This is a genomic window from Massilia sp. CFBP9012 (genome assembly GCF_034045115.1).
Lineage (GTDB): Bacteria > Pseudomonadota > Gammaproteobacteria > Burkholderiales > Burkholderiaceae_D > Telluria.
On record NZ_JAXCWM010000001.1, the window covers coordinates 355,320 to 372,220 of the forward strand.

General features: G+C 68.4%; 9 protein-coding genes and 2 riboswitches. Of the genes, 3 read left to right on the forward strand and 6 right to left on the reverse strand.

Annotated elements, in window-relative coordinates:
* Nucleotide 1: 1 nt before the first annotated feature.
* The 5 genes from SOM61_RS01380 to SOM61_RS01400 form a co-directional block, all read right to left on the reverse strand.
* On the reverse strand, nt 2–1,294 hold the full coding sequence (locus tag SOM61_RS01380; protein WP_320472415.1) for a cell division protein ZipA C-terminal FtsZ-binding domain-containing protein: 1,293 nt from the start codon (nt 1,292–1,294) through the stop codon (nt 2–4).
* Nucleotides 1,295–1,479: 185 nt separating this feature from the next.
* Nucleotides 1,480–3,291, reverse strand: a complete 1,812-nt coding sequence (locus SOM61_RS01385; RefSeq protein WP_320472416.1) for a sensor histidine kinase — start codon at nt 3,289–3,291, stop codon at nt 1,480–1,482.
* Nucleotides 3,292–3,331: 40 nt separating this feature from the next.
* A complete protein-coding gene (gene smc / locus SOM61_RS01390; protein ID WP_320472417.1) occupies nt 3,332–6,841 on the reverse strand; it encodes a chromosome segregation protein SMC in 3,510 nt (1,169 codons plus the stop codon).
* 35 nt (nt 6,842–6,876) lie between these two features.
* The gene (locus SOM61_RS01395) at nt 6,877–9,159 is read right to left on the reverse strand and encodes a DUF1631 family protein (protein ID WP_320472418.1); all 2,283 of its coding nucleotides are present in this window, start codon (nt 9,157–9,159) and stop codon (nt 6,877–6,879) included.
* 123 nt (nt 9,160–9,282) lie between these two features.
* The gene (locus SOM61_RS01400; RefSeq protein ID WP_320472419.1) at nt 9,283–9,843 is read right to left on the reverse strand and encodes an ATP-dependent Clp protease proteolytic subunit; all 561 of its coding nucleotides are present in this window, start codon (nt 9,841–9,843) and stop codon (nt 9,283–9,285) included.
* A 432-nt stretch (nt 9,844–10,275) separates the two neighbouring features.
* Nucleotides 10,276–10,361, forward strand: a riboswitch (glycine riboswitch).
* Nucleotides 10,362–10,378: 17 nt separating this feature from the next.
* Nucleotides 10,379–10,473: riboswitch (glycine riboswitch) on the forward strand.
* Nucleotides 10,474–10,519: 46 nt separating this feature from the next.
* Between SOM61_RS01400 and gcvT the strand changes: the two genes are divergently transcribed.
* The 3 genes from gcvT to gcvP all read left to right on the forward strand — a co-directional run bounded on the left by gcvT (nt 10,520) and on the right by gcvP (nt 15,060).
* Nucleotides 10,520–11,638 carry a glycine cleavage system aminomethyltransferase GcvT gene (gene gcvT / locus SOM61_RS01405; protein WP_320472420.1) on the forward strand — a complete coding sequence of 373 codons (1,119 nt, stop codon included), beginning with the start codon at nt 10,520–10,522 and terminating at the stop codon, nt 11,636–11,638.
* 59 nt (nt 11,639–11,697) lie between these two features.
* The gene (gcvH, locus tag SOM61_RS01410; RefSeq protein WP_320472421.1) at nt 11,698–12,078 is read left to right on the forward strand and encodes a glycine cleavage system protein GcvH; all 381 of its coding nucleotides are present in this window, start codon (nt 11,698–11,700) and stop codon (nt 12,076–12,078) included.
* 87 nt (nt 12,079–12,165) lie between these two features.
* The gene (gene gcvP, locus SOM61_RS01415; RefSeq protein WP_320472422.1) at nt 12,166–15,060 is read left to right on the forward strand and encodes an aminomethyl-transferring glycine dehydrogenase; all 2,895 of its coding nucleotides are present in this window, start codon (nt 12,166–12,168) and stop codon (nt 15,058–15,060) included.
* 13 nt (nt 15,061–15,073) lie between these two features.
* Here gcvP and SOM61_RS01420 read toward each other — a convergent pair whose 3' ends face one another.
* Nucleotides 15,074–16,885 carry a methyl-accepting chemotaxis protein gene (locus tag SOM61_RS01420; protein WP_320472423.1) on the reverse strand — a complete coding sequence of 604 codons (1,812 nt, stop codon included), beginning with the start codon at nt 16,883–16,885 and terminating at the stop codon, nt 15,074–15,076.
* Between the last annotated feature and the right edge of the window lie 16 nt (nt 16,886–16,901).

Sequence of the window (16,901 nt, forward strand, 5' to 3'; positions counted from 1 at the left end):
CTCAGCTGAACAGGCGCAGCGCGCGGGTCGAGCCGGCCGGGATGTCGGCCGCGTCCATCTCCTGGTAGAACTCGCCCACCTGGCTCTTGATCTCGTCCAGCGCCTCATCCACCAGCGGCTGGTCGAAATCGTCGACGATGGTCGCGTCAAGGCGTTGCGTCAGGCCGCGCGCCGTATCGACCATCCGGCCGAAGCCGTCGCGCGCGGGGGCGACGCACGGCACGTCCAGCAGCAGGGTCAGGCGCGAGGTGGTGTCGGCGCCCAGCGTGACGTTGGTCGACAGCGTGAACAGCACGCCGCCGCCCGTGCTTTCCTTGTCGGGCATCGCGAAGCGGCCGTCCGGACGCACGTCGAAGCCGGCGTTCTCGAGGGCGCCGATCAGGGTCGACATCGCCCATGGCGCGCCATTCGCGGCCAGGTTCACGCCCAGCTGGGCGTCGTGGCCGGCCACGAAGCGGTGCAGGATGCGCGCCTCGGCCATCACCTCGATCATGTCCGGCACTTCCGGCTCGGCCCCGATCTCGTCGGCCACCGCGCGCAGGCGCGTGACCAGCTCGGAGTATTCGAGTTCGTTCAGCGCCGTGGTGCGGGTGGCCATCTGCACGCCCGCCTGCAGCTTGGTGTACACGCCGCCATGCACGATCGGCTCCCATTCGCCGCTGACGGCGAAGCCGATGTAGTGGATCGGCTTGTTGCCGACGCGGCGCAGCGTTTGCAGGGTCGGCAGGATCTTGTCGCCGCGAACAGGCGTTTCAAGCGACAGCGGAATCAGGCAGTCGATCAGCGGATCGACCAGGCATTCGGCCAGTTCGGCCGGCGGCATGCCGGGACGGGTGCCGGGCAGCGAGGCCGCCACCGCATCCTGGGCGGCGCTGGCGCCGGGAGCGCGGTAGGTAGTAGTTGGAGCGCTGGCGGTCGGCGCGACCGGCGCGGCCGGGACCACCGGCGCTGGCGTGGCCGCAGGCTGTGCTTCCGGCGACGGCGCTGGCGCGTCCAGCTGCGGCTCGGGCTTGACGTCGGCCGGCACGAAGGCGTCGGCGTCGAGCACGGGTTCCTTGACGGCGGCCGGCGCATTGTCTTCAAGGCCGGCCTTGAGGTCGGCCTCGAACACCGGCTCGTGGCGGTCCACGGCCGGGGCCTGCTCGCCGTCGCGCATCAGGACGTCGTCGTGGTCGGAGGCGAAGGCGCGTTCGACGCTCTTCCTGGCCTTGTATTCCTGCCACTTGTTGTAGGTGATGACGCCGACGACGAAGACGCCGCCGGCTGCGATCAGGCTCATTTGGAAATCAGTCATGCTGCGTGTGCCTCAATAGCGAAGTTCGCGCCGGACGCCGGGTCCTGTTGTTGTACGCGAAGGTTGATTCGATCGAAATGCCATCCGTGCGGGCGCTCCCCACGAAAACTCGTGCCATCATACCAACTCCCCCGCCCGGATGCCATGAATTGGCGGAGCAACCCCTATTTAAGACTCTGCCGCCCTCAGGCCGGCAGGGCGACCACGACCTCGCTGCCCAGCCCCTCCCCCGGGCTCGACGCCCGGACCCGGCCGCCGTGCAGGTGCACCAGCTTCTTCACCAGCGCCAGCCCGATGCCCAGGCCGCCCTGCGCGCGGTCGGGCGTGCGCTGTCCCTGGCGGAACAGCTCGAACACGCTGTCGACCAGCTCGGGCGCCATGCCGATGCCGTTGTCGCTCACCGCGATCTCCACCATGTTACCGGCGCGCGCCAGCGTGACGACGATGCGCCCGCCGGGCGGCGTGTACTTGGCGGCATTCGCCAGCAGGTTGGCCAGCACCTGGACCAGCCGCTTGCGGTCGCCGTGCACCTGGGCGCCGGCGACGGCGTCGACGACCGACAGCGCATGCGATCGCGCTTCGACCAGCGGGCGCGCCTGTTCGATGGCCTCGTCGACCAGCAGGCGCACCGCCACGTCCTCCTGGCTGAGCGAGATCAGGCCACGCGTCACGCGCGACACGTCCAGCAGGTCGTCGATCAGGCCGGTCATGTGGGTCGACTGGCGCGCGATCACGCGGCCGATGTGCTCGACCCGGGCCGGATCGGCCTTGGCCAGCGGCAGCAGCGCCGCCGCGCTGCGGATCGGCGCCAGCGGGTTGCGCAGTTCGTGGCCCAGCATGGCGAGGAACTCGTCCTTGCGCTGGTCGGCCTCGCGCAGCGCGTCCTCGGTCAGCTTGTGCTCATGGATGTCGGTGCAGGTGCCCATCCAGCGCTGTATGCCCCCTTGCGCGTCGCGCACCGGCAAGGCACGGCCCAGCACCCAGCGATAGGTGCCGCTGTGGTGGCGCAGCCGGTATTCGATCTCGTAGGGTTCGCCGGTGTCCAGCGAATGGCGCCACCTGGCCCAGGCGGCCTCCTGGTCGTCCGGATGGAACATGCCGTTCCAGCCCTCGCCGTCGGTCGATCCCGGCGGGACCCCGGTGAAGGCGTACCACTGGTCGTTGTAGTAATCGTGGAAGCCGTCGGGAAGGGTCGACCACACCATCTGCGGCATCGCGTTCGTGATCGCGCGAAAGCGCGCCTCGCTCTCGGCCAGCGCGCGCTCGGCCGCGCGCGTGGCCGAGATATCGATCACCACCGCGAAGCCCTGGCGGCGGTCGGCCAGCAGGTTGCCGGCGCCGACCAGCACCGGGATGCGGCGGCCGTCGCGGTGCAGGAATTCCTTCTCGATCAGCGGCATCACGTCGTGCGCTCGCAGGCGCGCGATGCCGGCGTCGTCGGCCTCGCGCCACTCGGGCGGCGTCAGCGCGCGCCACGACAGGCCGCGGCGGCGGTCCTCCTGGCTCAGCCCGAGCATGGAGAGAAACGCGTCGTTGCAGTCGAGGATGTCGCCGTCGAGGGTGTAGCGCACCACGCCGACCGGACTGAGTTCGATCAGCCGCCCCAGTTCGCGCGCCGCCTGGTCGGCCGGCGGCAGCGGCGTGGCCACGCCCAGCACGCCGACGATGGCGCCGTCAAGCTCGCACACCGGCGACAGGACCAGCTGGACGCGCGTGGGCAGTTCCAGCTCGGTGCTGGCCTGGGCCTGGCTGCCGTCGAGGATGCGGGCAGCCAGCTCAGTGGCGCCGGGAAGCAGCGATGCGAGCGGCGCCCAGATGGCGGAAGATGCAGCCTGAACGCCTTCGAGCAGCGGCGCGAAGGCCGGATTGGCGGCAATCATACCGTCGCCGCCGCGCACGATGAACATCGGCGCCGGCGACGCGCGGATCAGCCGCAAGCCCTGCTCCAGTGCCGATGGGATGGGGGCCGATTGCGGTGGTATGGCGTGGTCGGTCATTGCAGGCATTCGTACGGTGGGACGGGGAGTCCGTGCCCGTTCAGGCGGCGGCCAGGTCGGCGGCCGACTCCATGTCCACCGCGACGATGCGCGAGACGCCCTGCTCCTGCATCGTCACCCCGATCAGCTGGCTGGCCATCTCCATTGCGATCTTGTTGTGCGAGATGAACAGGAACTGGGTGTGCTCGGACATGCGCTTGACCATGCGGCAGAAGCGTTCGGTATTGGCGTCGTCCAGCGGCGCGTCGACCTCGTCCAGCAGGCAGAATGGCGCCGGGTTCAGGCGGAACATCGAGAACACCAGGGCGGTCGCGGTGAGGGCCTTCTCGCCGCCCGACAGCAGGTGGATGGTGGCGTTCTTTTTACCCGGCGGCTGGGCCATGACCTGCACGCCCGCGTCCAGGATCTCGTCGCCCGTCATCACCAGCCTGGCGTTGCCGCCGCCGAACAGGATCGGGAACAGTTCCGAGAAGTGGCCGTTCACGCGATCGAACGTGTCCTGCAGCAGGTCGCGGGTCTCGCGGTCGATGCGGCCGATCGCGTCTTCGAGGGTGTTGATGGCCTCGTTCAGGTCGGCGTTCTGCGAATCCAGGAAGCGCTTGCGTTCGGTGGCTTGGGCCAGCTCGTCGACCGCCGCCAGGTTGACCGCGCCCAGGCCGCTGATGGCATTCGTCAGCCGGGTGACTTCGGCCTGCAGGTATTGGGGCTTGAGCTCGGGGTCGAGCTTTTCCGCCAGCGCCGCCTCGTCGGCGCCGGTGGCGGCCAGCGCTTCGGCGAACTGCTCCTGGTTCAGGCGCGCGGCCTGTTCCTTCAATTGCATCTCGGTGATACGGTCGCGCTGCGGCTGCAGGCTGCGCTCGGACCCCATGCGTGCTTCTTCGGCCGCGCGCAGCTGCTGGGCGACCTGGTCCAGCTCATGGCGGGCGTCGGACAATGCCACTTCCTGCGTCGTGCGGCGGTCGAGCAGCTCTTGCAAGCCCTCATGCGCCGTCCCGCTTTCGAGGGCTTCGAGCTCCAGGCGGGCCTGGGCCAGGCTGGCGCCGACCTGTTCGGCCTGGGTGGCGGCGGTCGCCATCGTGCGGCGCAATTCCTCGATGCGGCTGCGCTGGGCGCGTTCGGCGAACTGTGCCTCCTGCGCGCCGCGTTCCAGTTCGCGCAGGTGGTCGCGCGCGCGGCCCAGGGCCTGCTCTTGCTCGAGGAAGGCGGTCTGGCCGTCTTCGTGCGCCTCCTGCAGCTCGGCCAGCTCGAGGTCGAGCTGCTCGAATTCCTGCTCGCTCTCGGCCTGGGCCTGACGTTGCTCTGCTTCCTGGGCCGCGATCTCGGACAGGTCGTCCGCGATCTGGCCGCTCCTCTGGTTGAAACGCGCCTCGATCTCGCTCTGCTTGAGCACCTCGATCTGCAGCGCATGCCCCTCGCGCTGCAAGGTGGCCACGCGGCCGCGCGCATCCTGCAGCCGGCGCGCCAGGTCGGTGACGGCGGCATCGGCGCGGACGGCGCGCGCACGCGCCTCGTCGGCCAGCAAGGCCTGGGCCTTGAGCTGCTTAGCCGTATTCTCGATCTCGTGCTGGCGCGCCAGCATGCCGTCCTGCTCGGCGTCCGGCGCGTGGAAGCGCACGCTGGAACGGGTGACCATGTGACCCTCGCGGGTGACGAAGGCGGCGCCATGCGGCAGGCGCGCGCGCTCGGCGAAGGCCTGGGCCGCATCGACGGCCACGTAGACGCCGTGCAGCCAGTCCTCCAACACGCCGCGCACGCCGGCGTCGTTTACGCGCAGCAGGCTGGAGAACGGCTTCAGGCCGTCGGGCGCCGCCGCGTGGCCGCCCGCCTGCGGCGCGTACAGCGCCAGGCGGGCCGGCGGCGCGTCAAGCACGAAGGCTTTGGCCCAGTCGATATTCGATACTTCGAGGGCGCCGGAACGCTCGCGCAGCACGGCTTCGAGCGCGGTCTCCCAGCCTGGGTCCACGTCCAGCTTTTGCCACAGGCGCGGCAAGCCGGCCAGCTCGTGCTTCTCGAGCCAGGGCTGTACCTTGCCCTGGGTCTGCACGCGCTCCTGCATCTGGCGCAGCGCATTCAGGCGCGCCTCCAGTTGGGCGTTGGCGGCGCTCTCAGCCTGCACCTGGGTGTGCGCGTCCTTGCGTTCGAGTTCGACCGCTTCTTGCCGGCCGGTCGCCTCGTCGAGCAGCATGGTCTGCTCTTCCAGCGACTGCTGCTTTTCTTCCAGCTGCAGGCGCAGGTTGTCGAGGGTCGCGCTGTCGGGCAGGTTGAGGCCGTTGCGCTCCTGCTGCAGGCGTTCGCGGCGCGCCGCCAGGTTGTTCAGGATGCCGGCGGCATTGCGGCCGTGGGCCGATGTCAGTTCGATGCGCTGCTGGACCTGCATGATGCGCGCACGCGAGGCGGTCGCGCTTTCCTGGCCGGCGCGCCAGGCCGCTTCCAGCTCGGGCAGGCGCTCGTGGTGGACCTCGACCGCGATCTGGGCGCCTTCGGCGCGCGCGGCCAGTTCCTCGAGCTGCATCTCGGCTTCTTCCTGACCCTCGCGATGTTCCTGCTCCTGCGCCAGCCATTGATCGCGCTGCGCGGTGAGCGTGACGATCTGGTTCTGCAGGCGGGTGCGCGACTCGACCACGAACTTGATCTGCGCCTCCAGGCTGCCGATCTCGGAATTGATCCCGTACAGGGCGCCCTGCGCCGTGTGCAGGCGGTCGCCGGCCGCGAAGTGGGCCTGGCGCAGGTGTTCGAGGTCGACTTCGACGCTGCGCAGTGTGGCGGTTTGCGCTTCGAGGGCGGTCTGCGCTTCTTCCATCTCGCGGAAGAATTTCACCTGTTCGGCCTTGGCCTCGTTCTTGCGCATCAGCCAGAGCAGCTTCTGCTTTTCTTCCTGGTCGGCCTGCAGCTGGTGGAAGCGGTTGGCCACCGCCGCCTGGGCTTCCAGCTTTTCGAGGTTGGCATTGAGCTCGCGCAGGATATCCTCGACCCGCAACAGGTTCTCGCGCGTGTCCGACAGGCGGTTCTCGGTCTCGCGGCGCCGTTCCTTGTACTTCGAGACGCCGGCCGCCTCTTCGAGGAAGACCCGCAGCTCTTCCGGGCGCGACTCGATGATGCGCGCGATCATGCCCTGGCCGATGATGGCATAGGCGCGCGGACCGAGTCCGGTGCCGAGGAAGATGTCCTGGATGTCGCGCCGGCGCACCGGCTGGCCATTGATGTAATAGGTGGACGTGCCGTCGCGCGTGAGCGTGCGCTTGACCGCGATTTCGGCGTACTGGCCCCACTGGCCGGCGGCCTTGCCGGCGCTGTTGTCGAACACCAGTTCGACCGAGGCGCGGCCGGCGCTCTTGCGGTGGGTGGAACCGTTGAAGATCACGTCCTGCATCGACTCGCCGCGCAGCTCGGAGGCCTTCGACTCGCCCAGCACCCAGCGCACCGCGTCGATGATATTGGATTTGCCGCAGCCGTTGGGCCCGACCACGCCGACAAGCTGGCCCGGCACCTGGAAATTGGTGGGATCGACGAACGACTTAAATCCCGACAATTTGATGGAAGAGAGGCGCACGTGGATCGGCTATGGCTGTAGAGGTAAAGCGCGCATCATACCATTGCCGGCATGGGCTCGACCGCCGCGCCCAGGATGCGGCCGACCACGCCGTCGGCCGCCACCACGCGCATCGCGCCCTCGCGCAGCAGCTCGCCCAGGCGCGCGGCCGGCAGCGAAAACGCCTCCTGGCGCCCGGCGCCCGAGAAGATGTACAGCGTGCGCAGCGGGCTGACCCAGGCCAGGCGCACCCGGCGCACGATGTGCGCCTCGTTCAGTTCGAGGCGCATGCCGCGCTCCAGGCTGGCCAGCGCCACGGCGGCCGGATCGCTGGCCGCGGCCTGCGCCTCCTCGGCCTGGAGCCTGGCCTGCTCCCGCTCTTCTTCCTGCTCCTGCGCCTGCTCGTATGCAACTCGGCGCAGCGCATCCTGCTGCGCCGCCTCCAGCGCCAGTTCGAGCTGGCGCTCGGGCAGGAGCTCGATCGGCGCGCGCACGATCGAGGCATGGCATTCGGCCAGCGCGGCGAAGAACTGCAGGCGCTCGGCGTCCTGCCAGCGGGTGGCGTCGAGCCAGTTGTTCAGGCTTGCCAGCAGCGCGGGCAGGCGCGCGATCAGGGCCTTCCTCTGCTCCTGGGTCGCCTTCGGCTTGACGCTCCAGATCAGGTCTTCCATCGTGCGCGTGGCATTGTCGACGGCGCCGGGACGACTGTCCTCGATCGTGTAGGCCAGCGCCAGCGCGGCGCTCCAGCGGCCTTCGAGAAAGCCCGAGACGGCCGGGATCAGCTGCTCGCCGGCCATGCGCAGCGCCACCGCGCGCCGGGCCGAGCGTTCGGCGGCGGCGCGCTTTTCGCTGCGCATGGCCTGGGCGATGGGCGCCGCCATGGCCGCTTCTTCGATATGGTCGCGCGCGGCCAGGCCGGCTTCGAGGTCGGCGACTGCCACATCGAACTCGGGATCGACCTGGCCGCGCACGCGCTCGACACTGCGGCGCATGGCGCGGTAGACCGGGTCATCCGCGTCCAGGGGACGCTCCCAGCCGGCCTGCGACAGCAGGTCGAGCAGGCGCCGCGCCGGATGGGCTTCCTGGAAGAAGAAGCTGCGGTCACGCAGCGCGGTGCGCAAGACTGGCAACTGCAGGTGACCGATCAGTTCGCGCGTCTCGGGGGCGACGCCGTCGTCCTGCAGCACGCTGCCGAACACGCGCGACAGCAGGTCGAGCGTCGTTTCGTCGCCGCGCGACAGCGCGCCCTGCGGCAGGCTGGCGCGCAGGCCTGGCAGTACCAGGACGCCGGGGGCGGCGTCCTGGGCTGCGACGCCGACGCGGGCCAGTAGCTCACTCAAGGAATGCGCCAGGGGCTGTGCGGATGGAGCAGCCGATGGAGCGCTACCTGCGCCACTGGAGGCGTAGACTTGCCCCGGATGGGCGGCCGGGGCCATGGCTGCGCTGGATGGGCCGGCACCCGCCGCAGGCACGGGTGGCGCCACCGCGAAGCCGGACGCCGTGCTCGGACGCCAGCCGCCGCTGCCCTGCGGCAGGTTCGGGATTTCGGGCACTGCCGGGTCGAACAACTGGCGCAGCTGCTGGGCCAGCGCAGCGTCGCGCCGGGCGCGCTCGGCCTGGCGCGAGGCGCGGTCGTCGGTCTTGCTGAAGCGGGTGTCGGCTGTGGCGCCCTTGCGCGCCTTGAGTTTCGCGACCAGGGCCTCGATCAGAGCTTGATACAACGGCCCCAGGTCGAACATCAGACCCGGCCGCAGCAGCGGCGCCACCAGGCCGTGGGCCTCGGGATCGGGCTCGAACTGGCGCCATGCCGTATCCACGGCGGCCAGGAAGACGTCGGGACGGAAGGGATTGTGCGCGGCGCGCACCAGGTCGCGCCCGAGCAGCAGGCCAAGGCGCACGCCCAGCGTGGCCAGGCCCTCGGAATGCTGCAGGTCGAAGGGCCGGCTGACGGCGCCCAGCGCCATCTGCTGGTCGATCTGCTCCAGCGGGACCAGGCTCAGTTCGACCGCGGTGGCTGGGGCGGCGGTGGGCGCGGCGTCGCGTGGCAGCAGGCGCGCGACTTCCCGGCGCAGCGCCGCTTCGATCTCGCTCGTCGCCAGATGGGTGAAGGCGTAACCATTGTCCTTGAGGAGATTGCCTGACTTGACGCGCCGCATGACGGTGGCGGGGTCGAGCCCGGCCGCGGTCAGGTCGAGCAGCGCGGACACCACGCGGCGCACCATGTCCGCCAGGCCGGACTCGGCATGGCTGCGCGCAATGTCGACCAGCTCGGCCAGCACCGCCTGCTGGGCGGGTGCGGCCTTGCGCGCGGCAGAGGTCTGGGCGGATGGGGTGGCCATGACGGTTCGGCGAAGTGAGGCAAGCCCCTATTCTGCCATATTCTTACCTCTCAGCAATGACCAAACACATCCGGGCCGGGGCACCGCCGGCCGCCGGTGCGACGGTCGGCCGACCATCCCGCTTCAGATATTACGCAGGATGGCGCCTTTGGGCGGCGCGAAGTCCAGCACCTCGTGGATCATCTTCGCGTCCTTGGCGTCGCGCGCGGTCATGTGCAGGTCGCCGTACTGGTGCACGCTCCACTGCTCGGGCGCGAGTTCGATTTCCTTGCGCAGGATGGCCTCGGTGCGGGCATCGTCGGCGCGCAGGCCCTCGACGATGATATTGAGCGCATCCGGCCGCGAGCCGGGCGAAGCGGTCGCATGCGACTTGTGGATCATGAAGCGCGCGGTCTCGCTGGCGTAGCGGCGCGAACCGGCCAGGTAGAGCACCACGGCGATCGAGGCCACCGCCCCGGCGTTATACATCACAAACTTGATCGGCGAACTGGCCATGAAGTTATACAGGCACAAGCCGTCGCTGACATAGCCGCCATTCGACTGCAGCAGCACGTGGGCGGTATCGATCCCGTCCTCGGTCATCGCCGCCACCGCCTCGAACATCCGGTGCACCATATCACTGTTGACGTCTCCCGACAGCGTGTACCAGCCCTCTTTCTCCTGCAACGTCTTTTCTTCGTTCATAGTCTTTTCCCGCCTACAAAGTAAGTGGAACAAGTGTAGCAAATCACGACAAACACCCCGAATGCCTGCCCCAATAGTGCGCAGCAATTCTTTCCAGCAATTCCGCAGAGAAACTCCACAATGAGGGTCAGAGTAGACTTATTGGGCAATTCCTCAAAGTTGTCAAACAATTCGACTCTGACCCTAATTAATTTTTGGCCGTTTAGCGCTACCAAAATTGATGTTTGATTCTCACCGTTAAATAGTTTTACAGATGAATGCTTTTTGTTTCCCCAGCGGTCTGGAATTAATTAGGGTCAGAGTCGAATTACTGAGCAACTTCCAAAGTTGTCAAAAAATTCGACTCTGACCCTCATTGTTGGGTAAGGGGGTGGGGGCAATATGTGGGGGCTTGTGTGGTTGACAGGGGGGGGCGGGCTGGCATATCCTCCGCAGTCTTGATCGGGAGAGCGCAGCAACGCTGCCGCCGAAGGGGCACTCACCCATAAACTCTCAGGCAAAAGGACCGGTCAAGGGACGGCGGCGCATGGCGCGGCCGGTCAACTCTGGAGAGCGGCCGCGATGCGGCCCACCGAAGGGGCAAGCGGCGCCAGCCGCTATCTCTCAGGTACCAAGGACAGAGGGGTCGATAGCGCACGACGATCGTGCCGACACCCTATTCATGCCCGAGGATTCCATGACGCTCAAAGCGACCCCGCTCAATTCCGCTCACCGTGCCGTCGGCGCCAAGATGGTCGATTTCGGCGGCTGGGATATGCCCGTCAATTACGGTTCGCAAATCGAAGAGCACAATGCGGTGCGCAGCGACGCCGGCATGTTCGATGTGTCCCATATGTGCGTCGTGGACGTCAAGGGCGCCAACACGCGCGCCTTCCTGCGCGGCCTGCTGGCCAATAACGTCGACAAGCTGCAGGCGCCGGGCAAGGCCCTGTACTCGTGCATGCTCAATCCCGAAGGCGGCGTCATTGACGACCTGATCGTCTATTTCTTTGCCGAGGACTGGTTCCGCATCGTCGTCAACGCCGGCACCGCCGACAAGGACGTGGCCTGGATGAACGAGCAGAATGCCGCAACCAATAGCGGCGTGAGCATCACCCAGCGCCGCGACGGCAACGACCCGATCGCCCTCATCGCTGTCCAGGGCCCGAACGCCCGCGCCAAGGTGTGGCAGGTGCTGCCGACCACCCAGGCCGCCACCGAAAACCTCAAGCCCTTCAACGCCGCCATCGTCGGCGACACCGCCTTCGGCGAAGCCATGGTCGCCCGCACCGGCTATACCGGCGAAGACGGCTTCGAGATCGGCGTGCCCGCAGGCCAGGCCGAAGCGCTGTGGAATGCCCTGCTCGCCGCCGGTGTCAAGCCGGCCGGCCTCGGCGCGCGCGATACCCTGCGCCTGGAAGCCGGCATGAACCTGTACGGCCAGGACATGGACGAAACGACCAACCCGCTCGACGCTGGCCTGGCCTGGACCATCGACCTGGTGTCCGAACGCGACTTCATCGGCAAGGCGGCGCTGCAGGCCAAGGGTCAACAGGCGCAGTTCGTCGGCCTGATCCTGCGCGAAAAAGGCGGCATCCTGCGCGCCCACCAGAAAGTCGTGGCCGCATCGGGCAACGCGGGCGAGATCACCAGCGGCACCTTCAGCCCGTCCATGCAGCAGGCGATCGCCCTGGCGCGCGTGCCGATGGACGTCGCCGTCGGCGACACCGTGCACGTGATCATTCGCGACAAGCACCTGGCCGCGAGCGTGGTCAAGCTCCCGTTCGTGCGCAACGGCAAAGTGCTGGCCGCCTGATCGCCGCCGCGCAATAACAAACACGTATACTAATAACCCCACCATCATCAGGAGTTTCCATGAACATCCCTACCGACCTGAAATACACCGAATCCCATGAATGGGTGCGCCGCGAAGAAGACGGCAGCCTGACCGTGGGCATCACCGAATACGCGCAGGACGCGCTGGGCGACATCGTGTTCGTCGAACTGCCGCAGGTCGGCAAGGCATTCACCGCGGGCATGGATGCCGCCGTGGTGGAATCGGTCAAGGCCGCCAGCGACATCTATGCGCCGGTCTCGGGCACCGTCACCGCCGTCAACCAGCCGGTCGCCGACGCGCCCGACTCGATCAACCAGGATGCCTATGGCGCCTGGCTGTTCAAGCTGGCCCCGAGCGACGCCGCCGCCTACGACAAGCTGCTCGACGCCGACGCCTACGGCAAGACCACCGACCACTGATGGTCCAAGGTGCGCCCGTCCCCGGGCGCACCACCCTGAGTACCCCTCCTTGATCCAGCCAGCATTGGCGCCAGACCTCTTCTTACCATGACCCGCTCCAGCCTCACCCAACTTGAAGCACGCGATTCGTTCATCCCGCGCCACATCGGCCCGTCCGAATCCGAACAGGCAGCCATGCTGTCGACCCTCGGCTACGCTACCCGCGCCGCCCTGATCGACGCCGTGGTCCCGGCCAACATCCGCCGCAAGGACAAGCTGGACCTGGGCCAGTTCGCCGAGCCGCGGTCCGAAGAAGAAGCACTGGCGCTCCTGAAAAGCCTGGCCTCGAAGAACAAGGTCCTGAAATCGCTGATCGGCCAGGGCTACTACGGCACCCACACGCCGAAAGTCATCCTGCGCAACATCTTCGAAAACCCGGCCTGGTACACCGCCTACACCCCTTACCAGCCAGAGATCTCGCAGGGCCGCCTGGAAGCCATCCTGAACTTCCAGCAGGCGATCACCGACCTGACCGGCATGGGCATTGCCAACTCGTCGATGCTCGACGAAGGCACCGCCGCCGCCGAAGCGATGACGCTGATCCAGCGTGTCGGCAAGTCGGCCTCGAAAGTGTTCTACGTGGCCGACGACGTGCTGCCGCAGACCCGCGAGATCATCGAGACCCGCGCCGAGCCGATCGGCGTCGAAGTGCGCACCATCGCCCCGGCCGACATCGAAAAACTCGAAGAGACCTGCTTCGGCGTGCTGCTGCAATACCCGGGCGTGGATGGCGAAGTGCGCGACTACCGCGCCGCCGTCGAGCACCTGCATGCCGCCGGTGCGATGGTGATCGTGGCCGCCGACCTGCTGGCCCTGACCGTCTTGAGCCCGCCGGGCGAATGGGGCGCCGACGTCGTGGTCGGCAACAGCCAGCGCTTCGGCGTGCCGCTCGGTTTCGGCGGCCCGCACGCCGGCTACCTGGCCACCCGCGACGAATTCAAGCGCAGCATGTCGGGCCGCCTGGTCGGCGTCACCGTCGACGCCCAGGGCAACCCGGCCTACCGCCTGGCGCTGCAGACCCGCGAACAGCACATCCGCCGCGAAAAGGCGACCTCGAACATCTGCACCGCGCAGGTGCTGCTGGCCGTGATGGCCGGCATGTACGCGGTCTACCACGGCCCGCAAGGCCTGGCCCGCATCGCGCGCCGCGTGCACCGCCAGACCACCATCCTGGCCGCCGGCCTGCAGCAGCTGGGCTTCGAGCTGGCCAACAAGACCTTCTTCGACACCGTCACCGTGCGCGTGCAGGATGCGGCCGCGATCCACCAGCAAGCCAATGCGCGCGGCCTGAACCTGCGCCAGATCGACGCCGCTACCGTCGGCATCTCGCTCGACGAAACCGTCACCCGCGATGACCTGGCCAGCCTGTTCGCGGTGTTCGGCAATGGCAATGGAAACGGCAAAAGCGTTGACCTGGACCAGCTGGACGCCGGCGTCGCCGACGCCTTCCCGGCCGCCCTGGCCCGCACCAGCGCCTACCTGACCCACCCGACCTTCAACCGCTACCACGCCGAGCACGAGATGCTGCGCTACCTGCGCGCGCTGGCCGACAAGGACCTGGCGCTGGACCGCACCATGATCCCGCTCGGCTCGTGCACCATGAAGCTCAACGCCACCGCCGAGATGGTGCCGGTCACCTGGCCCGAGTTCTCGAACGTCCACCCGCTGGCGCCGAACGAGCAGACCGTCGGCTACCGCGAGATGATCGCCCAGCTCGAAGCCATGCTGTGCGCGGCCACCGGCTACGCCGCCATCTCGCTGCAGCCGAACGCCGGCTCGCAGGGCGAGTACGCGGGCCTGCTGGTGATCCAGAAGTACCATGAAGCGCGCGGCGAAGGCCACCGCAATGTGTGCCTGATCCCATCGTCGGCCCACGGCACCAACCCGGCCTCGGCCAGCATGGTCGGCATGAAGGTCGTCGTCACTGCCTGCGACGACAACGGCAACGTCGACCTGGCCGACCTGAAGGCCAAGGCCGAGCAGTACAGCCGCGACCTGGCCTGCGTGATGGTCACCTACCCGTCGACCCACGGCGTGTTCGAAGAGGGCATCAAGGAACTGTGCGAGATCGTGCACGCCCACGGCGGCCAGGTCTACGTCGACGGCGCCAATATGAACGCGCTGGTCGGCCTGGCCGCGCCGGGCGCCTTCGGCGGCGACGTCAGCCACCTGAACCTGCACAAGACCTTCTGCATCCCGCACGGCGGCGGCGGCCCTGGCGTCGGCCCAATCGGCGTCGGCGCCCACCTGGCCAAGTTCCTGCCGAACCAGCTCTCCACCGGTTATGTGCGTGACGAGAATGGCATCGGCGCCGTCAGCGCCGCCGCCTTCGGCTCGGCCTCGATCCTGCCGATCTCGTGGATGTACATCGCGATGATGGGCGCCGAAGGCCTGACCAGCGCGACCGAAGTGGCGATCCTAAACGCCAACTACATCGCGCGCCGCCTGGCGCCGCACTACCCGGTGCTGTACGCGGGCCACGACGGCCTGGTCGCGCACGAGTGCATCATCGACCTGCGTCCGCTGCAGGACCAGACCGGCATCAGCAACGAAGACGTGGCCAAGCGCCTGATGGACTTCGGCTTCCACGCCCCGACCATGAGCTTCCCGGTGCCGGGCACCTTGATGATCGAGCCGACCGAGTCGGAATCGAAGGCCGAGATCGACCGCTTCATCGAAGCGATGATCACCATCCACGCCGAGATCGTCAAGGTCGAGCGGGGCGAGTACGACCGCATGGACAACCCGCTCAAGGGCGCGCCGCACACCGCCGAAGTCGTCACTTCTGACGCCTGGGCTCACGGCTACACCCGTGAAGTGGCTGCCTTCCCGGTCGCCAGCCTGCGCAAGAAGAAGTACTGGCCGCCGGTCGGCCGCGCCGACAATGTGTACGGCGACCGCAACCTGTTCTGCGGCTGCGCGCCGATCAGCGATTACGAGTAATCGCAACGGGTAATCACTTGCGGCTCGACGCGAGCCGCAAGTGCGACGCCTGTTGACGGCGGCGTTCCCTGCCAGCCCCCCGGCGTTCGCGCGCCGGCTCTCCGGGCTTGGACGGGGCAACGCCGCCGTCGTCTTTCCGGCCCGCGTTTTCCGCGTACGGGGCCGCCTCCCGCGTCCCCTCTTCTTCCAGCCTGAACCCCGCCACAGCGCGCGACAGCGCCAGCGCCTGCATCTGCAGGGTGCGCGCCGCGCTCGCCGCTTCTTCCACCAGCGTGCAATTCTGGCGCGTCACCTGGTCCATCTGCACGATCGCCTGGCCCACGTCGGCCAGCTGCGTGGCCTGGCCTTCGCCGGCCGCGCCGATGCGCCCGGCGAGGTGCTCCACCTCGCGCACCGTGCCGGCGATGCGCTCCATGCTGCTGCCGGCGTGCAGGGCCCAGGCCGCGCCGCCGTCGATCTCGGCCAGCGACTGCGCCGCCACCGCGCGGATCTCGCGGCTGGCGGCGGCCACCCGGCGCGCCAACGCCCGCACCTCGCCGGCCACCGCGGCTATCGCAGGCGACTGCGCACCGGCATCCATGCCGACATCCACGCCTGCATCCATATTTGCGCGCGCCGCGTCCAGCGCCGCATTCAGGGCCAGCGTGCCGGTCTCGCTCGCCGCTAGATCCAGCCCGTCGACGATCTCGACCACCCGTTGCGCGCCGCGGCGGCTGCCCTCGAGCGTCGCCACCAGCCGTTCGACCACGTCGCTGCCTTCGTGCGCCACCTCGCCGACGCCGGCGGCCAGGCGGTTGGCGGCGCGCGCCTGGTCGGCGCCCAGCTGGACATCGGCCGCCAGCTCGCGCAGCGCGCCTTCGGTTTGGGCCAGTGCGCTGGCGCGGAACACGGCGCGGCTGCCCAGGCTCAGGCTACCGAGCTTGATGTCGCGCGAGGCGGCGCCGATCAGGCGCGCCGATTCCAGGATCGAACGCAGGGTGCCGTTCAGGTTGCGGATGCTGGCGTCCAGCTGGCGCGAGGTGTCGGCGATCTCGTCGCCGCCGTAATCGTGGTCGAGATGCGCTCGCAATGTCAGGTCGCCGCTGGCCAGGCCGCTGGCGGCCCGCCCGATGCCGCGGATCTCGTCCAGCAGGATGCGGCGCACCGCGAAGGTGATCGCCAGCGACAGCCCGATCGCCAGCAGCACCACGGCCGGCATCAGGACCGAGATCATGCGGAAGTCGGCCTTCGCGCTGCTGGAGGCTTCGCGCGACAGCGCTTCTTCGAGCGCACCCAGGTCGGCCAGGCGCTGCGCCACCAGCGCGAACGCGCTCTCGGCCTTCTGCATGGCGTTGGCGCTGATCGAGCCGTCCAGCGGCGCCAGTTCGATCACCTCGCGCACCGCCACGGCGTAGCGCAGATGGGCCGCCCCGGCCTGCTCCACGTGGCGGTCTTCGGCCTCGGTCAAGGTCATCTGGCCCAATGTCTCCAGGCCGGCCGCGATGCGCCGGTGCTGGGCCAGGATGTCCTGGCGCAGCGGCTCGGTGCGCGCCACCGGGAAGCTGCCGCCCATCCAGCTCAGCAGGCGATAGATGTCGGCGTGCGCCTTCTGCGACTGCGCCGCCAGGCTGCTGGCGGCGCGCATGCTGGCCGCGCGCTGGCCGACGATCGACTCGAGCGAATCGTTCTGGCGCACCATCGCGTAATACGCCACCCACGACAGCAGGAGCAGCAGGATCAGGACGGCGCCGGGAGCGAGCAGGAGCTTGGGGCCGACTTTCAGCCGGGACAGCAGGGGGGACAGCATGGAGAACCCGGGAACGCGGTCGGCGGGCGGCGTGGTCATGGCGTCCTCTCGTCGT